The organism is Sporosarcina sp. P3, assembly GCF_002743415.1.
Classification (GTDB): domain Bacteria; phylum Bacillota; class Bacilli; order Bacillales_A; family Planococcaceae; genus Sporosarcina; species Sporosarcina ureae_A.
Map to the genome: position 1 here is coordinate 144,059 of NZ_PDZE01000006.1, position 22,283 is coordinate 166,341.

The window sequence follows — 22,283 nt, forward strand, 5'->3', positions numbered from 1 at the left end:
GTTGTTCTTTCAACGTATCTTCATAGTTCAGCACAACAAATTTACTTCTTGCGCTGAACTTTCTCTTTCAAATGTAATAACGAATTAAACATACACCTCTCACAAAGGTTCCAAACGACTTTCGATTTCTTCACGACGATGTTCGAGGAATGGCGGCAATGCCAAGCTTTCCCCTAAATGCTCTACTTCCTCATCCGTAGCAAACCCCGGTCCATCCGTGGCTATTTCAATCGTCAAACCATTCGGATCTTTTAAATAGACTGAATGAAAATAATATCTATCTACATATTGAGAATTGGGAATGCCATTGTCATTCAACTTATGAATAAATTCATTTAATTCATCTTCATCTTCCACACGTAATGCAATATGATGAACACTGCCTCTTCCCGGACGTTCTCGTGGAAGATCTGTTCGTTGTTCCAGGTGGATTTCAGCCCCGGTTCCTCCTTCGCCCGTTTCAAAAATAATAATATCGGGTTGCCCTTCAGTTTCAGAAGCATAACGTTCCTTTTCTTCAAACCCTAAAATATTTGTGAGAAGCGCTGTCGTTTCATCTACGTTTTCCACAGTGAACCGTGAAGGTCCCAATCCAACGATGCCATATTCTTTTGGTACAGGACTCTGATCCCATGGAATGCCCCCTGCAACACCTGTATTGTTTTCATCTGAAATCAGTACGAGTCTTTGACCTTCAAAATCTTGAAAAGACAACACGAATCTCCCTGCTTGCTCTCGTATCTCTTCGTGCGGTACGTGAAATTCTTCAAATCTGGATTTCCAATACTTCAACGCTTGATCAGTTGGTACACGTAGCGAAGTAGCAGAGATACTGTTTGTTCCAGCATATGTCTTTCCAGCACGGGGAATTTCGAAAAACGTCACGTCCGTTCCAGGATTCCCTTTCTCGTCTGCATAAAATAAATGATACATAGAAGGTGAGTCTTGATTGACAGTCTTTTTCACCAATCTCATTCCTAAAACATTCGTATAAAAGTCTAAATTTTTCTTCGCATCCGCTGTAATAGCTGACATATGGTGAAGACCTTTAATTTTCATCATAATTCCTCCTTAAGATTTCATTCTTACTAGCTGTTCCCCATCTTTGACTACTTGGTTACGTTTCAATTTATAGGTAGGCTGGTAAACAATCAATTTCTTTGCTTAATAAACTACCTAATAGGTAGATTCTGTCAAGGATTATCATGTATTATATAGATACAATGTAAAAAGTGAGGGTACATACTATATGAATAAAAAACAAATATGGTGGGTTGTAGCGGGTGCAGCTGTATTACTCGTAGCATTAATTATAGCCATTATTAGCAACAAAGAAACGCCTGAAATTACAACAGAAAAGCCAGCTTCAATCGAAACACCGACACAAGAAAAACCAACAGAACCATCTGATGAATCTACACACTCAGAAAATGCCAAGAAGGAAAAGCCCCAAGAGAATGAAACCAAAAAAGATGCAACAAAACCTGATGAACCAATGAAAGAAGAGCCTACACAGCCATCTAACACTGTTTCTGGTGCAACTTCGACACAGTCGTCAGCAACAACACCTAAGCCAACAGAACCGAAAAAACAAACCAACCCGTCCACTGTGACTTCCATTACAGATGGTACATATCATGTAGGGACTGATATTGAACCAGGTGAGTACCTCGTTTTCTCTAATGGCGTTACACTCTTGGAAAACACTACGGATCAATCAGGCAATCCTGACAGTATTGTATTCAACGTTGCACTGGATGGACGTTCTCATACATACGTAACCTTACACCAAGGAGAATACTTTACGCTAAAAGGTGGAGAAATGTATCCTGTAGCTTCCGCACCTAGTATTAAACCGGAAAATGGAATATATAAAGATGGCCAGTACAAAGTAGGTACAGATATTCCCGCTGGTTCTTATACATTGTTGGTAGATGATCAAAGCGATATAGGATTTTATGAAATCAGCAAAAATAGCCGACAGGATATGATGGATCTTCTCATAAGCGATGTAGTAGAAGGTGAAACATCTATTGACATAAAGAACGGTGAATATCTGACGATCCGGAATGCTTATTTAGAAATACAATAAAAAGAACACACAAAACTTCTTTTGGTTTTGTGTGTTCTTTTGCTTTTAGACTTTTAGACCTTTCGTACTTTCAATACCCACCAAATCAATACAAATTGCAGCGGAAGCCTTAGCCACAGTGCTGTTGCGGATACATCATAATTCTCAGCTGTAAAAGCCATATATATATTAACCGGAAATACAACTACTAAAAATAAAGCGATTAAAAAACCTGTAACATAGCGTGTCCGCTTCATGAATAATCCAATAGCCAATGCGATTTCCATTACACCTGATATGTACACAACGGCGTTTCTAAACGGTACCCACTCGGGCATCATGCTTGTAAATACTGATTCTATTGCGAAGTGACCGATTCCTGCCGCTAAAAATAACAGGCAAAACACGTATAAAGCAATTTTTTTCATACATTATAGTCTCCTAACTTTTCTTCTACTTTGCTAGTGCCCTTTATGCATTCTTCGTAAACTAAATCAAATATATAGTATATAAAAAAGACCCAAGCTCTGACGAAGAGCCTAGGCCATATACTACGGTTAATTAAAGTTATATTCTGTCACAATTTTCTCTCGATCCAAGACCACATCATTGAAGTATTCATATAAGCATATACCGAGGAAAGAACCTGATATATTCACAATGTTATCAAAACCGCTGTTTTGCAAGGCCATCAATGCATTGTAACTACGTTGTGAAGAACGGCAATGAACATAAACAGGCACATCTTTTGGCACTTCTTCCATACGATCACGGAGTTGGCTGAGTGGAATATTGACCGCATTTAATATGTGTCCTCTCGCAAATTCATTTTCCTCACGCACGTCAATAATTACAGCGTTTCGCTCTACTAGTTCACGCACTTCTGAAACATGAACTTGCTCATAACGACCGTATAGAATATTAAGTGCAACAAGTGCGGCTAGGTTGACAACGTCTTTAGCTGTACTGTACATAGGTGAATAGGTCAGCTCAAGCTCTTTTAAATCCTCTAGCGTTCCACCCATCGAGATGAGTGTCGCGATGACATCAATCCGCTTATCCGCATTTCCTTTACCAATTGCCTGAGCTCCTAATATTTTCCCTGTCGGTACTTCAAAAACTAATTTGAAATGGAGTGGGTTACTAGTAGGCATTAAGGAAACTTTATCGGGTGCAATAATATACACGCTGTCATGCTGGATTCCTGCAGAAGTCGCCATTTTCTCATTGAGACCTGTAGAAGCTGCTACCAAGTCGAAAATTTGGATACTTGATGAACCGATGACGCCTTTGTTTTGATGAGGTATACCATACATATGGTCCGCTGCGGCACGTGCTTGACGTTGAGCAGGACCCGCTAAAGCCAGTCTCGTCGGTTTATGAAGTAACTGGTGATACACTTCAATGGCATCTCCCACTGCATAAATCGATTGATCGTTTGTCCGGTAATTGGCGTCTACTTTAATACCGCCAAGCTCTCCAATTTCAAGATCCGCTTCTTTCGCAAGCGTTGTCTCGGGACGAACACCAATTGCTAGGACAACCACTTGGGCATCCACTTGCTTGCCAGAATTTAAGGTAATATGGCTATCATCGATTTTCGCCAATCCATCCTCTACAATCACTTCAATCCCTTTATCCATTAGTTCCTTATGCAATATTTGAGCCATATCATAATCAAAAGGCATCATGACCTGGTTAGCAAATTCAATTATTGAGACATTCCGTCCGGCGAGCTTTAAGTTCTCTGCCACTTCTACACCGATGAATCCACCACCGATGACCGCTATATTGTCTATGTCTTTCGTTTCTACATAGTTGTTCAGACGCTCAATATCTTCTACGTTTCGAACAGTAAAAACGTGTTTCGAATCTACACCGTCCAAATTGGGAACGATTGGACTTGCTCCTGGAGAGAGCACTAGTCGATCGTAGCTCTCTTCATACGTTTCTCCTGTCAGCAGATGCGAAACACTCACCGTTTTTTCTTTACGATTAATCGCTATCACTTCTTGTTTAACACGCGCTTCGATATTATATTTATTTTTAAAAGCTACCGGATCCATTAATACGAGCTGGTCGCTATCTTCTACAATTCCACTGAGATAAAACGGTAAAGAACAGTTAGAAAAAGAAACATGTGGACCTTTTTCAAACATAATGATTTCCGCTTGCTCATCCATACGTCGAATACGTGCAGCTGTTGAAGCTCCACCTGCTACTCCACCTATTACTACAATCTTCATCTTGCCATCCCCTTATTTAGTCATTCATCTTAAGAAAACTATATACCCCTGCAGGTATATAGTCAACGAATTGATTTAGGGTTCATAGTTTATTTGTAGCTTGAGAATTAATTCGCAAAGTCTGCAACCAGGCGCTTAAGTAGGATCATCGTTTCTCTTCTTAAAACTTGTGCCGTCTCGATTGTCAACTCCGCCTCTTTATCGAATGAAGAAGCACGAATACTATTAACCCAGTGTGTGAGGTACTCTACGACATGTACTTTATCTACACTTTCCTTCAATAGACTCGTCCCGTTTGCACTAATATAATGATAGAAACTACCGAGCGTGACATAATGATAGTACTCTTCACTGCCGATCTCGACAGAGGTCAATCCTGATTCTGGCATCGCTACATCTATTAAGGGCATCGTCTGTTTATCAGCGCGAGCTTTAACTAGAACATGACTGAAGAACTCTTCCACTGCCTTTACATAATCAGCTGTAATAAAAGCCGCTTTTTGACTGGTTTGGTGACTTTCTGATTGAGAGTCACTTTCAAGTTCATGCCATTTCACTTCTGCAGTCGTTACTAGTCGTTTCACTTCGTTGGATTTCAATAATTGTGGCAGTTTTTTACCAGCTAATTCAAAGCGTTCTTTCTCTTCTTTATTGAAAATCAACGCACTCTGGGGATGCAGTGATGTAAAGGTCTCTTCTAGCAGCGTCATCGCTTGTTTAGGGTCAATTGGTTCCAGATCGTATTGCTCAGCCTTTTGTAGGACCGCTTCCACGGCTGGAGATAAATCATTCAAATAAAACTCTGTCAGATATTGATCTAATTGGGTCAGGGCATCCGAAATCATAATCTCGCGGTATCCGATTCCCTCGTCAGGTATCAACGATAGGATACGGTTTCTTAACTTCATACCTTCATTTCCTAATTCCCAGCCTATCAATAAGTTCAAAGCAGGTTCTTTTACATTGCCTTCTTCTGAAGTTAATGTTTTATCCGCCTTATAAAAACAAATCATTGCATTCAGTAAGTTTCTTAGTATAGCGTCTTGATCTTCAAACGGTAATTCAGAAAAATTTGCTGTACACATTTCTTCAATCCCACATTCGTAAAAGAAAAAATTGAAATCGGCCTGTATAAAGGAATCTTCATTGATCTTCCCACCATGTTGCTCCTCAATTACGTTCTTCATGCGTAATATGTACTCGGAAATGTTCGTTAACTGGGAAACGATATCTCCTTTATATTTCTCGATGCGATATTGAACTGCTTGCATATCACCGTGCAAAACATGTACCGCGTGATAATCATAGGCAGACTTAGAAAGATTTACCAAGCTAATGACGGTTGGTATATCATTTAGATCGAATAGATCATTGAAAGTAATATAGAATTCCAGACCAATACTGTGCATCTTCTTGTACTTCATCATATGAATCAAACGTTTACAAAAACTCCGCTTCGTCGGAATGTCGATCAATGTATCGTTGTGCACAACTTGTAAAAATAGGTCATACAGATTCATGATGGTCTTTTTCGTTACGCTTTCCAAAATATCGGGGTCTCGTGTTTTATCCATTAATACACTAAGTTCATTGAAATACCTAGCAAGCGTCTGCATGTGATCAGCACGTGTGTTATTCAATGTTGCACATAACGGATATATTTTTGAATTGAACAGTTGCCAGGATTCCGCCACATACCCTTCATTATTGAAGAAATAGAACCAAAGATGGTACCGCCAATCCCCTTTAGCTTTAGTATCCTGATCCAACTCAAACGGATCGAATTCTTCCCCATAAGCTAGCGCGAGTAAAGTTTCATTATATTGGCTCGCTAAAGTAATTTCACTGCCATACAAGTCAGATAGTTCTACGAGCAATGCGTACCGTTCATCATTCCGGCATTCGTTAATCACTTTCGTAAACGAAGGATGGTCGATGACATGACACACATCCAAATGACGCCCTTTTAGCAACCACTGACGCAACATATAATTCAAGAACTCTTCCGAATCCAAATAAGCCCCAAAGTGTCGCGCTGAAAACTCTTGATAAATATCCAAACTAATTCCCCCTTAACATCTGACAACGAGTTGATCTGTACGAATAACAAACTCTATCCTAGAAATAATAAAGTTTGGGCTATTCCTATCATATCGCGATTAGCCTATTTTCTCTACTAGAAATCGTAGTTTCAACTTAGGACCTTCAACAGGTCGATCCATCTATTTTGATATAGACAAAAATATAGAGCATTCCATATTTCACGGAAATACTCTATATCTTTTAGTATTTTATTATTATCTGTTGAATTATAGGCCTGGTAATTGAATAACTTTTTCTAATCTACTGGGCTTACAGTGTCTTCATCCATTTTATATTCCAAAATATCTCCAGGCTGACACTCTAAAGCCTTACAAATCGCATCCAAAGTCGATAGTCGAATCGCTTTTGCCTTGCCGTTTTTCAGTATTGAAATGTTTGCCATAGTAATTCCAACTCGCTCAGAAAGTTCCGTGACACTCATTTTCCTTTTAGCCAACATTACATCAATATTGATGATAATTGCCATGTTACTCACCTCAGCTCAGACTATTAAATCATTTTCCTCTTTTATATCTATAGCTTCATTTAAAAGCCTTTGAAGAACAGCAGCAAACACCGCAATCACCATGGAAGCAAAAATAGGGATCATTCCGACTATTATCAGTCCTGGGGCATCGTCTATCTCTGCCATTATAAAGATGAATGGAAAGGCTACTACATACAAGCCACTGATTGTGATCGCACAGTATGTAATTTTCTTTAGAGACCTAACAGATAACTCGGAGAAAGCTAGATTCTTGTCAATAAACCTTAATAAGTTAAAGGTTTGATACAATGCAAAATAAAATGGGATCACCGAAATATACATGACTAGTAAAATACTATATACCACATATACAAAATCCCAACCTCTTCCTGCTGCTTCACTTGCTTCACTAGCTACCTGTGGCAATAAAAATATGCATAAAGCTAGAACTGGAATACCAATAAAGACAACGGCTATTTTTAAAAACAGTGTCGTTCCTCGTTTCATAAAAAGCACCTCACTTACCTTTTATATTGTAAATTTCATTTTAACATATATTTATCGATTATCAATAAATATATGTTGTACAGTAATACTTTATCTATTTAACTTGTATGATCCCTTCCGTCTGGATTACACCAAAATAGACAAAAAAACTTGGATTTACTTTCATAAAACTTCAACAATACTGTCGATAAAAAAACGCTAACCCATTTATATTTTATAAATGAGTCAGCGTTTACTGTTTATATTGTCTATAAAAAACCTACATACTTTAGTTAAGTAGCCAATTGTGAAATATCTCACAGACCATTTGCGTCTGAATTACTCTGGCAAATTCAACTGCCAAGAAATGCCGAACTGATCATTTAGCCATCCGAACTTTTTACTGAACCCATAATTGTTGATCGGCATGAGTGCTGTGCCATTTTGCATCATTTTTTCATACAGACTATCAATTTCCTCTTCAGTATCACATGTTACATAAATAGAGAAGGATGGTGTAAATGTAAACTCATGATCAACATGGCTATCGATACACATGAACTCCTGTCCTTTTAATGAAAATACCGCTTGAAATACTGTACCTTCTTCACCAGGTCCTTCAGGTCCGTAACGAGTAATGCTTTTAATTTCTGAATCCTCGATGAGAGAAGTGTAGTATTTCATAGCTTCTTCCGCGGTCCCACCTTGAAACATTAAAAATGGCTTTATGTCCTTCACATTAAACTTTCCTTTCTTTACATAAACTTTATTTTTACTGTTCTATTTCCGCCAAAAACTAGTATAATCTGCTTTATCTTGAATATTAAATTCAATAATTTTCTTAAGCAATTCGTAATGGATCGGTTCATTCCACCGAATTCTAAACAAACCTTTAGTCGCACTGTAGCCGAGCTGTGCAATATCATCTGCAAAGTTCGCTATCCCTGCCGGTTCAGGTGAAACACTTATATGATGCTTAGCTGTAGAAAAACCAATAATAAATGTGTCATGATCAGAAAACATGGGTGTATTCCATTTGATTATTGGTTCCAAATCGGGAAATTCATTAGCAACCCAGTTCAAAATTTCCTCTATCCGATCACGATGGTCTGGATTATCAATGCTTGCTAAGTATTTTGAAAAAACCATTATGTAGATCCCTCCCAAAGTAATTACTAACCTTTTATAACAACATCTTTCCTGGATTTAAATACGTTACACCTGTCGATGCTTGCTCAGCCATACTTTCTAGTTCATCTTCGAATAAAAATGATTGATTGCTATCTGAATAGAGTAGATGTATAGATTCCAGTTGTCCTTAAATCGTAAAACAGAACACTAATTAGCAAAGAGGACCATTTAGTGAGCTGTTTATCTTTACTTATTATACGCTATCAGAGCTTGTTTAGTTAGCTAAAGCCATATGCAATCATTGTTCTACTATTTGTTTAAGTTGATCCCCAAAATTCATCCAACTGTATTTTGCTCCTTCAATAGCTCCTTTAGTCGCTTTTGTTTCTTTACTGAAACCAGTTTGTTCAAAATACACATGTGTAGCACTATTTGAATTTGTTGATAATGTCCATGTAATTGTAGTCGTTTCTCCGGCACTTGCCCAAGTGTAAGATAAGATATGAGGCTCTTCTACTTCAAGCACCTCGCCATGAATAATTCCATCCCACCATTCATTTGGCTCAGAACGAAATTGGAATTTTTCTCCGATCACTGGTGTAAAGTCATTTTTCCATATCCATTTTGCCAGCATTTCTGAATCTGTTAATGCTTTCCACACTTCTTCAATTGAACTTGAAAATTGAAAATCTACTGTTATATCTGCCATTGTCCATTCCTCCGATAACACTTTTTTAAATGGTGACACCGGTTAGTGTCGTGTCATTGTATATTCTAGGCATAATTGGCACCTCTTTATTCACTTACCTATAATTAAATTCGCGTTCAGTCTTTTCTTTCAGAGTAATTCTTTATTTTTTTGCTTTTTAGTGTGGCTATTTGAATTCCTATACAAAAAGGCACGGTAAACATTGATTTGACAATGTTTACCGTGCCTTTTTAATTCGCCTCTAGATTTCAACCTATTACGCCTCATAAAAATATGAAAATGCAATCATAGCGATAGTTTGCGTACTGTGTGTATACGTTCTATTTACCAATTCACGAAAATATAAACTTAAATAATTAATTAAAAGCCCCTTGACAGATGCCTGCCACTTGCCATCACACCGGATACACGGGATGCTTGCGGTCTGTAAACTGAATGTATTTCGTCGCGTACGCTTCGTAGCGAGTAATCAGCTCATCGCGCAGTGAATCTGCTGGGATGATGCCGTCGATAATCATTTCTGAAGCTAAATGGTAAATATCGATATCTTCTTTGTATTCGTTGCGCTTCTCTTCAATATACGCTGCGCGCTCTTCTTCAGGCAATGCGGCAATTTTATTTGCGTAGACTGCGTTGATCGCCGCGTCAGGTCCCATGACCGCGATGGAAGCAGTTGGTAGAGCTAAACACGCGTCCGGCTCAAATGCCGGCCCAGCCATGGCGTACAACCCTGCTCCATACGCTTTGCGCACGATGACGGAAATTTTCGGCACTGTCGCTTCTGACATTGCAGAAATCATTTTCGCGCCATGGCGGATGATGCCCGCACGCTCTACTTTCGTTCCGATCATGAATCCAGGTACGTCAACTAAGAACAATAACGGAATGTGAAATGCATCGCAAAGGTTAATGAACTTTGCCGCTTTGTCGGCAGAGTCATGGAATAGCACGCCACCTTTAACACGCGGCTGGTTGGCGATAATGCCGACTGCTTTACCGTCGATGCGCGCAAGGCCAGTAATAAGCTCGCCTGCAAACAGTTTCTTAATTTCAAACCATGAATCTTCATCAATAATCCCTTTGATCAAGTCGTGCATATTAAACGGAGCGTTTTCATTTTTTGGAATAATTTCTTCCAGTGCCTTATCCAGCTGTTTCGGCATTACTGCATCACGTACAGGCGGCTTTTCTGAGAAGTTTGCCGGGAAATACGATAAATATCTCCGGGCCGCTGCAATTGCATCTTCTTCATTTTTCGCTAGCACATCGCCGCATCCTGAAGTGGAACAGTGCATGCGCGCTCCGCCCATTTCTTCGAGCGTTACTTTTTCGCCGATGACCATTTCAGCCATGCGCGGCGATCCAAGGTACATCGAAGCGTTTTTGTCGACCATAATGACGATATCGCAAAAAGCTGGGATATATGCACCACCAGCAGCTGACGGTCCGAACAAGACGCAGATTTGCGGAATCCGGCCGGATAATTTTACTTGGTTGTAGAAAATTCTCCCTGCACCACGGCGACCCGGGAACATTTCGACTTGATCCGTAATCCGTGCGCCTGCTGAATCAACTAAATAAACGAGCGGCACATTCAATTTTTCAGCGGTTTCCTGGATACGAATAATTTTTTCCACTGTTCGTGCGCCCCATGAACCTGCTTTGATTGTAGAATCATTCGCCATGACGCAAACAACTTGGCCGTTAATCTTCCCCATGCCTGTAACAACACCGTCAGCAGGAAGATCGCCCGCCATGCAGTTCGCAAATTGGCCGTCTTCAATTTCAAGTTCTGAATCGAATAACAATTTTAAGCGATCTCGGACGAACATTTTCCCTTGTTCCGCATTTTTGTCATGGTATTTCGGTGCGCCACCTTTTTTAATCTGCTCTACTCTTTCATTCAATGTTTGCTGCAAAGATTTCGTATCTGTTGTCATAGTCTTGCCTCCCTTATGATTATTCATCATTCGCCAGTGTATACAGGTTTGCGTTTTTCCTTGAATGCCTGCAGTCCTTCAAGTCGGTCTTTTGAAGGAATCGTCACTTCATAGGCGTTCTGTTCGATCGCGAGTCCTGTCTGCAGATCGACGTCATACCCATGGTCGATCGCGAACTTGGCCTGCGTGACAGCAAGTGGACCGTTCGCTGCAATTTGTCCTGCAACGACAAGCACCTTTTCCATCAGCTGATCGAGCGGCACAATGTATTCAGCGAGCCCGATTTCCAATGCTTCTGCCGCTTCCACTTTACGCGCTGTAAAAATAAGCTCTTTTGCCCGTCCTTTGCCGATCAACCTTGGTAGACGCTGCGTACCGCCGGCTCCCGGTATAATACCGAGCGAAGTTTCGGTTAGTCCGAACTTTGCCGACTCTGCTGCAATTCGGATGTCACACGCCAATGCCAGTTCTGTCCCGCCACCGAGCGCAACGCCGTTGACTGCGGCGATGACTGGCTGCGGCAGTGATTCAATGCCGTTAATCGTCTGGCGGATCAATGAAACTGTCTTGCGCACATCGACCGGATTCATTCCTGCACGTTCTTTTAAATCAGCACCTGCACAAAAAGCTTTTTCGCCAGCGCCCGTTATGATAATAGCCCGGATTTCCCGGTCATAGCGGCACTCCACCAGCGCATCGTTAAGCCCATTCAGCATCTCGATTGACAATGCATTTGCCGCTTCCGGACGGTTCAATAAGAGGACCGCAATTCCGTCGTCGCGCTTTTCATATACCACTTTATTTTCCATTTTTTCACATCCTTCATTTATCATGTGCACCGGCAGCCTGCAAATTTTTACTTGGAAGCACCTTGCCGATTTTTTCTTGAATAAACATGGATGCCGCTAAAATTTTCTCTTCATCGACACCGGTATGAATACCCATGCCGTGTAGCATATACAATAAATCGTCTGTCGCTACGTTGCCTGAAGCACCAGGTGCGTACGGACAACCACCTAGCCCGCCAGCTGAACTGTCGAACACTGTAATGCCCATATCAAGCGACGCTAAAACATTCGCTAAAGCTGTCCCACGCGTGTCATGGAAATGCATAGCCAATTTGTCTGCTGGAAAACGTTTCAGCAGCACGTCAAGCATTTCCTGGACTTGCCGTGGATTCGCAACGCCGATCGTATCACCCAGCGATAATTCGTCAATGCCCATGTCAAACAGTGATTCCGACACGCGGACGACCGCTTCCGTATCGACCATTCCTTCGTACGGGCAACCGAACACTGTTGACACATAGCCTCTCGTCTTCTTACCTGCCGCATTCGCGTCTTGAACAATTTCATTTAAAACAGGCAGTGTATCCGCGATCGTTTTATTAATATTTTTCAAATTATGCGTTTCGCTCGCCGACATGAACACCGCTGCTTCATCGATATCCGATGCAAAAGCCCGTTCAAGCCCTTGGCGGTTCGGGACGAGGGCCGAGTAAGAAACGCCCGATTCTCGCTTAATACCCGCCATCACATCACCTGCGTCCGCAAGTGCTGGAATCCATTTCGGATTGACGAAAGACGTCACTTCAATCGATGGCAGTCCGCTTTTGGACAGCATATTAATCCAAGCCATTTTATCTTCGGTCGGAATGAAGATTTTTTCGTTCTGCAGTCCGTCACGCGGTCCGACTTCTTTAATCGTAATCGTTTCAGGCCATTTCATCATTTCAGCTCCCTCTATAGGAATTATTCAATGACTGCGATGACGTCTCCTTCGTTGACGAATTCACCTTCGTTCACTCTTACTTCTTTTACGACACCATCAAAATCAGTAGCAATCGGTATTTCCATTTTCATCGATTCCAAGATAGCAATATCTTGATCTTCTTCTACTTCGTCTCCTGCTTTTACAAGTACTTTCCAAACGCTCCCTGCCATGCTTGCTGTAATTTCTGTCATCGTAATTCCTCCCAAGAGTCACTTCGTTTGTTTTTGTTTTTTCTTTGTTAAATATTTTTCCACGAATTCCGTCGTCGTATCCCCAACATGGAATGCTTCATGCGCTGCTACTTCCTGGAGCATCGGAATATTCGTCTTGATGCCTTCGATGTGGTAGTTTAAAAGTGCTTCCTGAAGCCGGTCGATCGCTTCGCTACGATCTGTACCTTTGACGACGAGTTTCGCGATCATCGGATCGTAAAACGGTGTAACGACCGACTCTCTGTGGACTGACAATTCGTGGCGTATGCCCGGCCCTTCCGGTAGCTCCAGTTTCGTAATCGTCCCTGGTGAAGGGAAAAATGTTTTCGGATCTTCTGCGTAAATCCGTACTTCAATTGCGTGCCCGTCACGCTTGACGTCTTCTTGCGTAAATGAAAGTGTTTTCCCCGCAGCGATATGAAGCTGCTCTTTCACTAAGTCAAGCCCCGTAATTTCTTCCGTAATCGGGTGCTCTACTTGGAGTCTTGTATTCATTTCAAGAAAGTAGAAGTTTTGATCTGCGTCGACTAAAAATTCAATCGTGCCTGCGTTTTTATAGCCGATAGACTTCGCTGCTTTTACTGCTGCTTCGCCCATTTTTCTTCGGGTCTCTTCTGAAATGAATGAAGATGGCGCTTCTTCCAATACTTTTTGATGGCGACGCTGTATGGAGCATTCGCGCTCCCATAAGTACACTGTATTTCCTTCATTGTCCGCTAAAATTTGAATTTCGATATGGCGTGGCTTCTCGACGAGTTTCTCAATATACATTGCACCGTCACCGAAGAAATCAGACGCTCGTTTTTGATTGCCTTCGAACGCTTTATGGACTTCGTCAGCGCTATAGACGACTTGCATACCGATTCCGCCACCGCCTGCAGACGCCTTCAGCATAACGGGGTAACCGATAGTTTCCGCCGCTTCGATCGCATCTTCCGCGTCTGCAAGCGAACGAGTGACACCCGGCACGACCGGAACACCCGCTTTTTCCATCGCTTTGCGCGACGCAATTTTGCTACCCATTTCAGAAATAACTTCAGGCGAAGGCCCGATGAACACAAATCCTTCTTCTTCGCAGCGACGGGCAAATTCAGCATTTTCAGAAAGCAAACCATAACCTGGATGGATCGCTTCTGCTTTCGACTGATGCGCTGCTTCTAAAATTTTATCGATTTTCATATAACTTTCCGTTACACGTGGTCCACCGAGCAAGTAGGATTCATCTGCTTGCTTGACATGGACAGCATCCGCATCCGCTTCCGAATAGACACCAACGGTCTTAATACCGAGCTCTCTGCATGTACGCATGATACGGGCCGCTATTTCCCCGCGATTCGCAATCAAAATCTTTTTAAACATAGTGTTCACCCTTTCCATTTATCGTGTAATCAAGCTTTTCTATGCATCTATTTAGGAGAATAGGAGGTTAGCCGCCAAATGACCGGCTCCGCTGTTCATTTATTTGCCCACAGTTTTCGCTTCCATGACGCTCTGAAGTTCCGCAACTGTTGACGGATCTTCAAGTCCTGTCACATCGCCTGCGACACTACCCGTCGTAACAATTTCCTTAATCAAGCGGCGCATAATTTTTCCGCTCACCGTTTTCGGCAGAGTATCGGTTATAACGATTTCTTTCGGCTGTGCAATTTTTCCGATCTGACGGATGATGTTTTCTTTAATCCGCTCTACGACTTCCTGTCCGTCTGGTGCATTCTCAGAAAGGCAGACGAAAACGACAGGCACTTCGCCTTTAATTTCATCTGGCACACCTATGACTGCGCACTCCGCCACACCTGCACTTTCAAGTACAGCGCTTTCCATTTCCATTGTGCTCAAACGATGGCCTGCGACGTTGAACGCATCGTCGGAACGGCCGACTACCCAAATATAACCGTCTTCATCAATTAGCGCGAGATCGCTTGCGTAGTAGCTACCGTCGACTTGGCTGTAGTATGAACCGTAGTAACGTTCCGGCTCTCTCCAAATCGTCCGGCACAGCATCGGGAACGGCTTTTTAATGACCAAGTTTCCGAGTTGCCCGGCTTTCACGGGTTCACCGGCTTCATTGACCACGTCGAACACCGCGCCTAAAAACGATGGACCAGAAGAGCCTGGTTTCATCGGTGTCAGCCAGGCTGCTCCTGCAATTGGCGAGCCGGCTGTTTCGGTCTGTCCCCACGTGTTGTTAATATAGACTTTTTTCTTACCGAGCACTTCATATGTCCATTGCCACGTCTCCGCATCAAACGGCTCACCGACCAGTGCGATCACGTCAAGACATGATAAATCAAACTGCTCGATCGGCTTCTCGCCCATGCTCTTTAACATGCGCAATGCTGTTGGAGCGGTGAATAATTTATTGACACGGTATTTTTCAATGATTTGATAAAAACGCGTTTTTTCCGGATAATCGATTGCTCCTTCGTAAACGATTGTCGTGACGCCGTTCGCAAGAGACCCCACGATGCCCCAAATATGCATCGTTAGCCAGCCGATATCCGCCGTGCACCAAAATACGTCATCATCGCGATGATCGAGATGGTACTTCGCATAGACATAGTTCTGCACGACGAATGCCGTTCCTGAATGCACGATCCCTTTCGGCTTACCTGTTGTGCCGCTCGTATAGAAAACGATGCCATTCTCATTGGCTTCAAGGCGCTCGGGTTCACAATGAATGCTCGCTTTTTCCGTCAGCTCATGCCACCAGTAATCGCGGCCTTCTTGCATATCAATATCAATGCCCATCCGATTGACGACAATGACTGCTTCAACTGAAGAAGTAGAAGGCGCCACTTGATCGACTTTTTCTTTCAAGCGGATTTCTTTGCCGCGACGCACTGTCGCATCCGCTGTGACGATGACTTTCGGTTCAAAGCTTGCTAGCCGGTCGGATAAAGAACGCTCGGAATAGCCTGAAAAAACTGCGTTGTAAATCGCTCCGACACGGAAACACGCAAGCACCGCTATGACCGCTTCCGCCAAGTTCGGGAGATAAATCGCGACACAATCGCCTTTTTTCACGCCGAACGATCGAAGAACATTGGAAAAACGGTTCACTTCCGCAAGAAGCATCGAATACGTGTAAAACTTCGAATCACCGTTCTCGCTTTCCCAAATGAGTGCTGTCCGGTTACCGGCACCGTTTTGTATATGCCGATCAAGTAAATTGATGCTCGGATTCGTCATACCGTCAACGAAAAATTTGAAATCAGGAAGCGTGCCGCTGATCGTCTCTGTCCACGGTTCATACCATTCGAGCTCACGGGCTTGCTGATCCCAAAATGTAGCTGGATCTTCTTGGGATTGCCGGAGAAGTTCTTGGAAAGCTTCTGCGCTACCAATTGAAGTCGAGCGCGCCTTTTCTTCACTAGGATAAATAAGTTTACTATTCGCCGCTACTTGTAAAACTCGTTCAATATCCATTCAATCGCTCCTTTATCAATTCATTGAAAATCCCATCAAAAATCAGCAGCCGATTTGTTTCGCAATGACCATGCGCTGAACTTCGGACGTGCCTTCGCCAATTTCTAAAAGTTTCGCATCGCGGAAGAAACGCTCGACTTGGTATTCTTTAATATAGCCGTAGCCACCGTGAATTTGAACCGCTTGATCGCAAACGCGCATACACATTTCAGAAGCGAATAATTTCGCAAACGCCGCTTCTTTTTTGAATGGGCGGCCTTGATCTTTTAGCCACGCTGCTTTGTAGACCATATTACGTGCCAGTTCGATATTCATCGCCATATCCGCAAGTTTGAACTGAATCGCCTGGAAATTTGAAATGCTTCTGCCGAACTGTTTTCGCTCTTGTGCGTAATTCAATGCCTTCTCGTACGCTCCTTGCGCTAAGCCAACAGCCATCGCACCGATACCAATCCGTCCGCCGTCAAGCGTCGCCAAAAATTGTTTGTAACCGTTTCCAAGTTCGCCAAGAAGATTTTCTTTCGGGACACGGACGTTTTCCAAAATCAATTCCGTCGTATTAGAAGAATGAAGTCCCATTTTTTCATAGTTTGAAATGACCGTGAACCCTGGTGCATCAGTCGGCACGATAAATGCGCTGATGCCGTCCGTACCTTTCGAGCGGTCTGTAATCGCTGTCACAGCAAGATGTTTCGCATAGCTCGCATTCGTAATGAAACATTTCGAACCGTTAAGGACCCACTCATCGCCTTCAAGAACAGCTGTCGTTTCTGTACCGCCCGCATCTGACCCTGCATTCGGCTCCGTCAATCCAAACGCTCCGAACGATTCGCCTGTACAAATCGGTGTTAAATATTTCTTTTTTTGCTCTGGTGTGCCGAATAAGTGAAGCGGCGCTCCGCCAAGTGAAATATGCGCAGAATATGTGATACCTGTCGATGCACAGACACGGCTCAATTCTTCCGTGACGATTGCAAAACTCGTCGTATCCGCCCCACCCCCGTCATACTCCTCCGGGAAAGGTAGCCCCATCAAACCGAGCTCCGAAAACTTTTCAAAAATCTCTTTCGGAAATTCTCCTGTACGATCACGCTCATCCGCACCAGGCGCCACTTCCGCTTCCGCAAACTCGCGAACCAGCTTGCGCACCATTTGTTGTTCATCCGTCAAATCAAAATTCATAGTAAATACCTCCATTCTTCTTTTACGTTCCCTCATTGCCATACATCGTTCCGTTAGCACACACATTGCAAACGCTTTCATCTATGCGTATATTTTCAATACACAAGCTTTCATTTTATTTCCAATTCACCTATAATTATAAACAATACAAACAATTAATTCTATGTGTAATTTCCCGAAAGAATTTGTGTGTTTTACACAAAAACCACAAAATACTATAGAGTTAGGATGATCAATTATGCAAGACACTTTAACTCGCCGGCAGCTCAAATCTCTTGTACATGTTTCCACTGTCATTAACTCTTCATTAGATATCGAAACGATTTTCGATTCGATTATTGATGAAGCAATTTCCGCAGTAGAAGCAGCAGGAGGCGGTTCAATTTGGGTTTTCGACCAGCAACAACAGTGCTTGATGGCCAAATCAGCACAAGGTTTATTTTATCCGCAAATCTTTAAATCGATTGAATTAAGCAGCGGTGAATCGATGACAGGCATGACATTTCAAGCGGAAAAAGGGCTAGTGTTCAAAAATGAAGAAGAAATTAAACAGGCGCTTGATACACTTACTCCTAGCAATCGGATGCTGCTCGATGAATCTATTTCAAGTAGTTTTCATTTCACTTCAGTCATTTCATCTCCGATTTTATTGAAAGGAACATGCATCGGTGTCATTACGCTTGATTCATTCGATCAATCGCTTCACTTCAAAAAAGAGGATATGCAGCTGTTAGAAGCAATTGCCCAGCAAGCCGCCATTGCGCTTGAAAAATCAAGTATTCATCATAAAGAGAAAAAAACTGTCCAAGAGCTGTCCCGCTCAATCGAAACACAACGCAATATCGCTAATCTCGTCGTTAACGGAGAGGGAATCCAGTCTATCATAGATTATATTTACCAAACGATCGGTGAACATATTTTCCTATTCAATGAGATGGACGAACTGACCGCTTCTGCCTGCCGCACGCCTATTTCAAGTGAAATGAAAAGCGAACTGCTACATTTTGCGAAACAAAACGCCCAGTCGCTCAACAGTCCGTATAGCGTCTCAGATATTACGCTAGGCCTAGAAAACTATCAATTCATTGGGCTACCGTTGCAATCGAAAAGAAAGCCACTCGGCACGCTCATCATCGTCTCAAAAGACCCTATTGGAGAAGCCGAAATCAACGCGCTCGAACACATCTGTACGGTCATCATGCTCGAGCTCGTCAAAGAACAGGCTGTCTGCGAAACACAGCAGCGCCTACAAGGCGAATTCATGGCGAAAATTTTATCGGGCCAAACAATCGATGACACATTAATGAAGCAGGCAAAAAATCTACAGTTCGACTTGAACCGCAACTACATCGCTGTCAGCGTCAGCGTCGAAAATAAAGATAACCTGCAGCGCGGAGCTATTAGCGAAAACGTCATCAACGATCTGTTTCATATGACGAATAAATGCTTCCTAGGAAAGAACTCGCAAGGCGCTGCGCTCATTGACCAAAACAAGATCGCTGCTCTATTCTCCTTCCCTGCCAAACTGCAGGTAGCAAACCCAGTAGGCAGCATTAAACAACTCGCCTTGCACTTGCAGCAGGAAATCGAAAAAATATACAGCGAAATCGACATCACGATCGGTATTGGCAGAATGAAGCCAAACCTCGCTGATGTACACGAATCATTCAAAGAGGCTGAAAAATGCATCACATTCATGAAAAACTACCATTTCGAAGAACGCGCACTGTCCTACACAGACCTTGGTATCCAGCGCTTCATCTTACGGAATTCTGAAGAAGAGCTGCTCGATTTCGTGCATGAAGTCATCGGCCCGCTCATCCAATACGAACAAGCTCGTAAAGGGGACTTGCTGCAAACATTACTGACCTATTTCCGTCAAAACCAAAACATCAAACGAACCGCTGTCGCCCTTCATATCCACACAAACACGCTGAACTACCGCCTGAAACGGATTGAGGAAATTCTTTCAACCGACCTGACAGATGGCCAGCAATTGTTTAACATTCAATTGGCCGGGAATATTTACCACTATATCAAACAGTAACAAGGGACCGGCTCCTTGTTACTGTTTTTTCTCATATCGTTGGAAAGCATACATCTCAGTTCCTTCACATTATGAACTTTGTAAGCCATAACCAACTCCATACTGCTGGTCATTCAGCGGTGCTACTAGCGACTTACACAATAGATACGAAGCATTCATCAATCTATGTCTCAGGGAAGTTATCGTACTAACGTTCAAAACTTTTTTTGTATAAAATACCATTCGGCTTGAAATTGCTAAATAGGAATGAGAAAAAAACTGGATTGTCTCATCGCTACGGTATTCTGTTAGGCAGGATTTTGCGACAGTCTTTTTGTCCTCGCCTCCCTGTCTGGCCGGACGAATGTTAAATAGTATTATGATACGTAACCATCACAGTAAAAAGCGCTGTAAACGTTAGTTTCTCAACGTTTACAGCGCTTTTTAATTTATCTATCTCTACAGACTTCATTACGTCCCAGGAGGGATTCGAACCCCCGACCGATGCCTTAGAAGGGCATTGCTCTATCCAGCTGAGCTACTGAGACAAACACCTGCAACCACAGGCACAAGAACTATTATATGCATAACGCAAATAAAAGTCAACACTATTTCAAAAAACTATTTATTTAATTTAGTTCGGTCTAATAAATCGTGGTTCATACTATAAAAACTCACAGTATAACCATCGGCAATTTCAATGACTGCGTATGATGCTTCCCGACCGCCACGTGGTTGAATGGTGCTTCCCGGATTAACAAACAACACACCATTAATCATCTCCGCTCCATATAAATGTGAATGTCCAAATAAAGCGATGGTTGCTTGTTGCTCAGCTGCCGCGTAAGAAAGGGTGAGCATAGAGCGCTTGACGTCGTGTTCATGGCCATGGACGATGAATACCGTCTCATCGCCCACTTTCTGTACAATAGTTGCTGGCAATCGATCATCATTGTCACAGTTACCACGAACAATATGGATTCCATTTAGCAGTGGATTTGTTGCCGATAATTCACTGTCGCCACAATGGAAGATTGCGTCTGCTTGCAAAGATTTAATCTGCTCCACTGTATGCAAGTCGCCATGTGAATCACTTAAAACAAGTAATTTCATTTCATTCCCTCTATCCGTGTGATAAATTCTGGTAGTTGTTCTTTTAACTGGGTTAAAGCTGCCCCGCGATGAGAGATGGCACTTTTCTCTTCTGCAGATAATTCTGCCATCGTTTTTTCTTTACTAGGTACATAAAATATTGGATCATAGCCGAATCCATTTGTTCCTTGTCTTTGATCTGTAATGACACCTTCACAGCTACCAGAATAGGTAGTCGTCTGGATACCAGGACCCGCAATCGCCAAAACACATCGAAAACGAGCTTGCCGCTTCGTTTGAGGCACTTCCACAAGGTTAGCTAGCAACTTATCGATATTCGCTTCATCGTCCGAAGGCTCGCCTGCATAGCGCGCAGAGTAAACGCCTGGTTCCCCATTCAGTGCATCAACTTCCAGCCCGCTGTCATCCGCGATCACTACTTTTCCCAGTAAGTTTGCAACAGTTTCGGCTTTTAGTACAGCATTTTCAACAAAAGTGGTTCCCGTCTCTTCTACATCAATCGATTTCTCGATATCTTGCAATGTTAGCACCGTGATACCTAACGGGCGAAAGAGAACTTCAAAGTCTTTCGCCTTCCCTTTATTATTCGTTGCGATCAATACTTCTTTCACAGTGCATCGCCTGCCTGTTGTCCGATCTTATCCGCCAATTCCCCTAATACCTCTTTTTGAATCGCAATCAATTGTTCGATTCCCGATTCAGCCAATGTCAATAAATCATTCATTTCTGCGCGAGAAAAAGTAGCTTCTTCGCCTGTTCCTTGTAGTTCCACGAATTGGCCTTGTCCGGTCATCACCACGTTCATATCTACGTCAGCTGAAGAATCTTCTACATAATCGAGATCCGTGATCAATTGACCGTCAGATAGTTTCCCTACACTTGTAGCAGCTAAGAAATCACGAACCGGAAATACGGGTAGCTTTTTTTCAGTTTGCAATTTATTTGCAGCAATGACCAATGCAACGAATGCACCTGTAATGGATGATGTACGCGTTCCTCCATCCGCCTGAATGACATCGCAATCGATCCAAATCGTACGCTCTCCAATCGCATCCAAATCAACGACTGCACGCAAAGCTCGTCCTATCAGACGCTGAATTTCCATCGTGCGACCGCCCACTTTACCACGAGAAGATTCTCGGATTGTCCGTTGTCCTGTAGCGCGTGGCAACATGGAATATTCAGCTGAGATCCACCCTTTTCCACTATTTCGCATAAATGGCGGTACACGCTCTTCAATCGTCGCTGTACAAATCACTTTCGTATTTCCAACTGATATCAGTACGGAACCTTCTGGGTGAATCAAATAATCTTTCTCAATTGTTACTGTTCGAATATCTTCAGTCGCTCTTCCATCGTGTCGCATGCAATATCCTCCATTTAGATACATTTATTTGGT

At 42.7% G+C, this 22,283-nt stretch carries 21 protein-coding genes and 1 tRNA gene; 2 read left to right on the forward strand and 20 right to left on the reverse strand.

The window, feature by feature from the left end:
* Positions 1 to 99: 99 nt before the first annotated feature.
* Positions 100 to 1,059, reverse strand: coding sequence for a ring-cleaving dioxygenase (locus tag CSV61_RS09615; RefSeq protein WP_099639041.1), 960 nt, complete (start codon positions 1,057 to 1,059; stop codon positions 100 to 102).
* A gap of 190 nt (positions 1,060 to 1,249) precedes the next feature.
* Here CSV61_RS09615 and CSV61_RS09620 point away from each other — a divergent pair, with 190 nt between their 5' ends.
* Positions 1,250 to 2,092: an Rv1352/Rv1906c domain-containing protein gene (locus tag CSV61_RS09620; RefSeq protein WP_099639042.1), complete on the forward strand. Its 843-nt coding sequence runs from the start codon at positions 1,250 to 1,252 to the stop codon at positions 2,090 to 2,092.
* A gap of 53 nt (positions 2,093 to 2,145) precedes the next feature.
* Here the strand turns inward: CSV61_RS09620 and CSV61_RS09625 are convergent, their stop codons facing one another.
* From CSV61_RS09625 to CSV61_RS09695, 15 genes are all read right to left on the reverse strand, one after another.
* Entirely contained in the window at positions 2,146 to 2,499 is a 354-nt protein-coding gene (locus tag CSV61_RS09625; RefSeq protein ID WP_099639043.1) for a DoxX family protein, read from the reverse strand.
* A gap of 129 nt (positions 2,500 to 2,628) precedes the next feature.
* Positions 2,629 to 4,317, reverse strand: coding sequence for an FAD-dependent oxidoreductase (locus tag CSV61_RS09630; protein ID WP_099639044.1), 1,689 nt, complete (start codon positions 4,315 to 4,317; stop codon positions 2,629 to 2,631).
* A gap of 107 nt (positions 4,318 to 4,424) precedes the next feature.
* Entirely contained in the window at positions 4,425 to 6,377 is a 1,953-nt protein-coding gene (locus tag CSV61_RS09635; protein ID WP_099639045.1) for a hypothetical protein, read from the reverse strand.
* Between the two features lie 278 nt (positions 6,378 to 6,655).
* Positions 6,656 to 6,886 (reverse strand): helix-turn-helix domain-containing protein, encoded by a 231-nt coding sequence (locus tag CSV61_RS09640; RefSeq protein WP_099639046.1) that lies wholly within the window; start codon positions 6,884 to 6,886, stop codon positions 6,656 to 6,658.
* A 15-nt stretch (positions 6,887 to 6,901) separates the two neighbouring features.
* Complete coding sequence (locus CSV61_RS09645; RefSeq protein ID WP_099639047.1) at positions 6,902 to 7,393, reverse strand: DUF2975 domain-containing protein; 492 nt, start codon at positions 7,391 to 7,393, stop codon at positions 6,902 to 6,904.
* Between the two features lie 318 nt (positions 7,394 to 7,711).
* On the reverse strand, positions 7,712 to 8,110 hold the full coding sequence (locus CSV61_RS09650) for a VOC family protein (RefSeq protein WP_099639048.1): 399 nt from the start codon (positions 8,108 to 8,110) through the stop codon (positions 7,712 to 7,714).
* 42 nt (positions 8,111 to 8,152) lie between these two features.
* Positions 8,153 to 8,524 carry an iron chaperone gene (locus tag CSV61_RS09655; RefSeq protein ID WP_099639099.1) on the reverse strand — a complete coding sequence of 124 codons (372 nt, stop codon included), beginning with the start codon at positions 8,522 to 8,524 and terminating at the stop codon, positions 8,153 to 8,155.
* A 277-nt stretch (positions 8,525 to 8,801) separates the two neighbouring features.
* A complete protein-coding gene (locus tag CSV61_RS09660; RefSeq protein ID WP_099639049.1) occupies positions 8,802 to 9,212 on the reverse strand; it encodes an SRPBCC family protein in 411 nt (136 codons plus the stop codon).
* 395 nt (positions 9,213 to 9,607) lie between these two features.
* Positions 9,608 to 11,152, reverse strand: a complete 1,545-nt coding sequence (locus tag CSV61_RS09665) for an acyl-CoA carboxylase subunit beta (protein ID WP_099639050.1) — start codon at positions 11,150 to 11,152, stop codon at positions 9,608 to 9,610.
* Between the two features lie 26 nt (positions 11,153 to 11,178).
* A complete protein-coding gene (locus CSV61_RS09670) occupies positions 11,179 to 11,961 on the reverse strand; it encodes an enoyl-CoA hydratase (RefSeq protein WP_099639100.1) in 783 nt (260 codons plus the stop codon).
* 13 nt (positions 11,962 to 11,974) lie between these two features.
* Positions 11,975 to 12,880 (reverse strand): hydroxymethylglutaryl-CoA lyase, encoded by a 906-nt coding sequence (locus tag CSV61_RS09675; protein ID WP_199173612.1) that lies wholly within the window; start codon positions 12,878 to 12,880, stop codon positions 11,975 to 11,977.
* A gap of 23 nt (positions 12,881 to 12,903) precedes the next feature.
* Entirely contained in the window at positions 12,904 to 13,116 is a 213-nt protein-coding gene (locus tag CSV61_RS09680) for an acetyl-CoA carboxylase biotin carboxyl carrier protein subunit (protein ID WP_083032037.1), read from the reverse strand.
* A gap of 18 nt (positions 13,117 to 13,134) precedes the next feature.
* Positions 13,135 to 14,496 carry an acetyl-CoA carboxylase biotin carboxylase subunit gene (locus CSV61_RS09685; protein WP_099639052.1) on the reverse strand — a complete coding sequence of 454 codons (1,362 nt, stop codon included), beginning with the start codon at positions 14,494 to 14,496 and terminating at the stop codon, positions 13,135 to 13,137.
* Between the two features lie 99 nt (positions 14,497 to 14,595).
* Entirely contained in the window at positions 14,596 to 16,563 is a 1,968-nt protein-coding gene (locus CSV61_RS09690; RefSeq protein ID WP_099639053.1) for an acetate--CoA ligase, read from the reverse strand.
* 42 nt (positions 16,564 to 16,605) lie between these two features.
* Positions 16,606 to 17,745, reverse strand: coding sequence for an acyl-CoA dehydrogenase (locus CSV61_RS09695; protein WP_099639054.1), 1,140 nt, complete (start codon positions 17,743 to 17,745; stop codon positions 16,606 to 16,608).
* A gap of 238 nt (positions 17,746 to 17,983) precedes the next feature.
* Here CSV61_RS09695 and CSV61_RS09700 point away from each other — a divergent pair, with 238 nt between their 5' ends.
* Entirely contained in the window at positions 17,984 to 19,792 is a 1,809-nt protein-coding gene (locus tag CSV61_RS09700; protein ID WP_099639055.1) for a helix-turn-helix domain-containing protein, read from the forward strand.
* 453 nt (positions 19,793 to 20,245) lie between these two features.
* Here the strand turns inward: CSV61_RS09700 and CSV61_RS09705 are convergent.
* From CSV61_RS09705 to rph, 4 genes are all read right to left on the reverse strand, one after another.
* Positions 20,246 to 20,319, reverse strand: a tRNA-Arg gene (locus tag CSV61_RS09705).
* A gap of 73 nt (positions 20,320 to 20,392) precedes the next feature.
* Positions 20,393 to 20,884 carry a metallophosphoesterase gene (locus CSV61_RS09710; RefSeq protein ID WP_099639056.1) on the reverse strand — a complete coding sequence of 164 codons (492 nt, stop codon included), beginning with the start codon at positions 20,882 to 20,884 and terminating at the stop codon, positions 20,393 to 20,395.
* Positions 20,881 to 21,495, reverse strand: coding sequence for an XTP/dITP diphosphatase (locus CSV61_RS09715; protein ID WP_099639057.1), 615 nt, complete (start codon positions 21,493 to 21,495; stop codon positions 20,881 to 20,883). The genes CSV61_RS09710 and CSV61_RS09715 overlap by 4 nt, the downstream gene beginning before the upstream one ends.
* Positions 21,492 to 22,250 (reverse strand): ribonuclease PH, encoded by a 759-nt coding sequence (rph, locus tag CSV61_RS09720; RefSeq protein ID WP_099639058.1) that lies wholly within the window; start codon positions 22,248 to 22,250, stop codon positions 21,492 to 21,494. Before rph ends, CSV61_RS09715 begins: the two co-directional genes overlap by 4 nt.
* Positions 22,251 to 22,283 lie beyond the last annotated feature (33 nt).

What these genes read in the sequence shown, in the direction of transcription:
- CSV61_RS09615 (WP_099639041.1), bottom strand. Translation starts at nt 1,059, where the DNA reads ATGAAAATTAAAGGTCTTCACCATATGTCAGCTATTACAGCGGATGCG.
- CSV61_RS09620 (WP_099639042.1), top strand. Translation starts at nt 1,250, where the DNA reads ATGAATAAAAAACAAATATGGTGGGTTGTAGCGGGTGCAGCTGTATTA.
- CSV61_RS09625 (WP_099639043.1), bottom strand. Translation starts at nt 2,499, where the DNA reads ATGAAAAAAATTGCTTTATACGTGTTTTGCCTGTTATTTTTAGCGGCA.
- CSV61_RS09630 (WP_099639044.1), bottom strand. Translation starts at nt 4,317, where the DNA reads ATGAAGATTGTAGTAATAGGTGGAGTAGCAGGTGGAGCTTCAACAGCT.
- CSV61_RS09640 (WP_099639046.1), bottom strand. Translation starts at nt 6,886, where the DNA reads ATGGCAATTATCATCAATATTGATGTAATGTTGGCTAAAAGGAAAATG.
- CSV61_RS09645 (WP_099639047.1), bottom strand. Translation starts at nt 7,393, where the DNA reads ATGAAACGAGGAACGACACTGTTTTTAAAAATAGCCGTTGTCTTTATT.
- CSV61_RS09660 (WP_099639049.1), bottom strand. Translation starts at nt 9,212, where the DNA reads ATGGCAGATATAACAGTAGATTTTCAATTTTCAAGTTCAATTGAAGAA.
- CSV61_RS09665 (WP_099639050.1), bottom strand. Translation starts at nt 11,152, where the DNA reads ATGACAACAGATACGAAATCTTTGCAGCAAACATTGAATGAAAGAGTA.
- CSV61_RS09670 (WP_099639100.1), bottom strand. Translation starts at nt 11,961, where the DNA reads ATGGAAAATAAAGTGGTATATGAAAAGCGCGACGACGGAATTGCGGTC.
- CSV61_RS09675 (WP_199173612.1), bottom strand. Translation starts at nt 12,880, where the DNA reads ATGAAATGGCCTGAAACGATTACGATTAAAGAAGTCGGACCGCGTGAC.
- CSV61_RS09680 (WP_083032037.1), bottom strand. Translation starts at nt 13,116, where the DNA reads ATGACAGAAATTACAGCAAGCATGGCAGGGAGCGTTTGGAAAGTACTT.
- CSV61_RS09685 (WP_099639052.1), bottom strand. Translation starts at nt 14,496, where the DNA reads ATGTTTAAAAAGATTTTGATTGCGAATCGCGGGGAAATAGCGGCCCGT.
- CSV61_RS09690 (WP_099639053.1), bottom strand. Translation starts at nt 16,563, where the DNA reads ATGGATATTGAACGAGTTTTACAAGTAGCGGCGAATAGTAAACTTATT.
- CSV61_RS09695 (WP_099639054.1), bottom strand. Translation starts at nt 17,745, where the DNA reads ATGAATTTTGATTTGACGGATGAACAACAAATGGTGCGCAAGCTGGTT.
- CSV61_RS09700 (WP_099639055.1), top strand. Translation starts at nt 17,984, where the DNA reads ATGCAAGACACTTTAACTCGCCGGCAGCTCAAATCTCTTGTACATGTT.
- CSV61_RS09710 (WP_099639056.1), bottom strand. Translation starts at nt 20,884, where the DNA reads ATGAAATTACTTGTTTTAAGTGATTCACATGGCGACTTGCATACAGTG.
- rph (WP_099639058.1), bottom strand. Translation starts at nt 22,250, where the DNA reads ATGCGACACGATGGAAGAGCGACTGAAGATATTCGAACAGTAACAATT.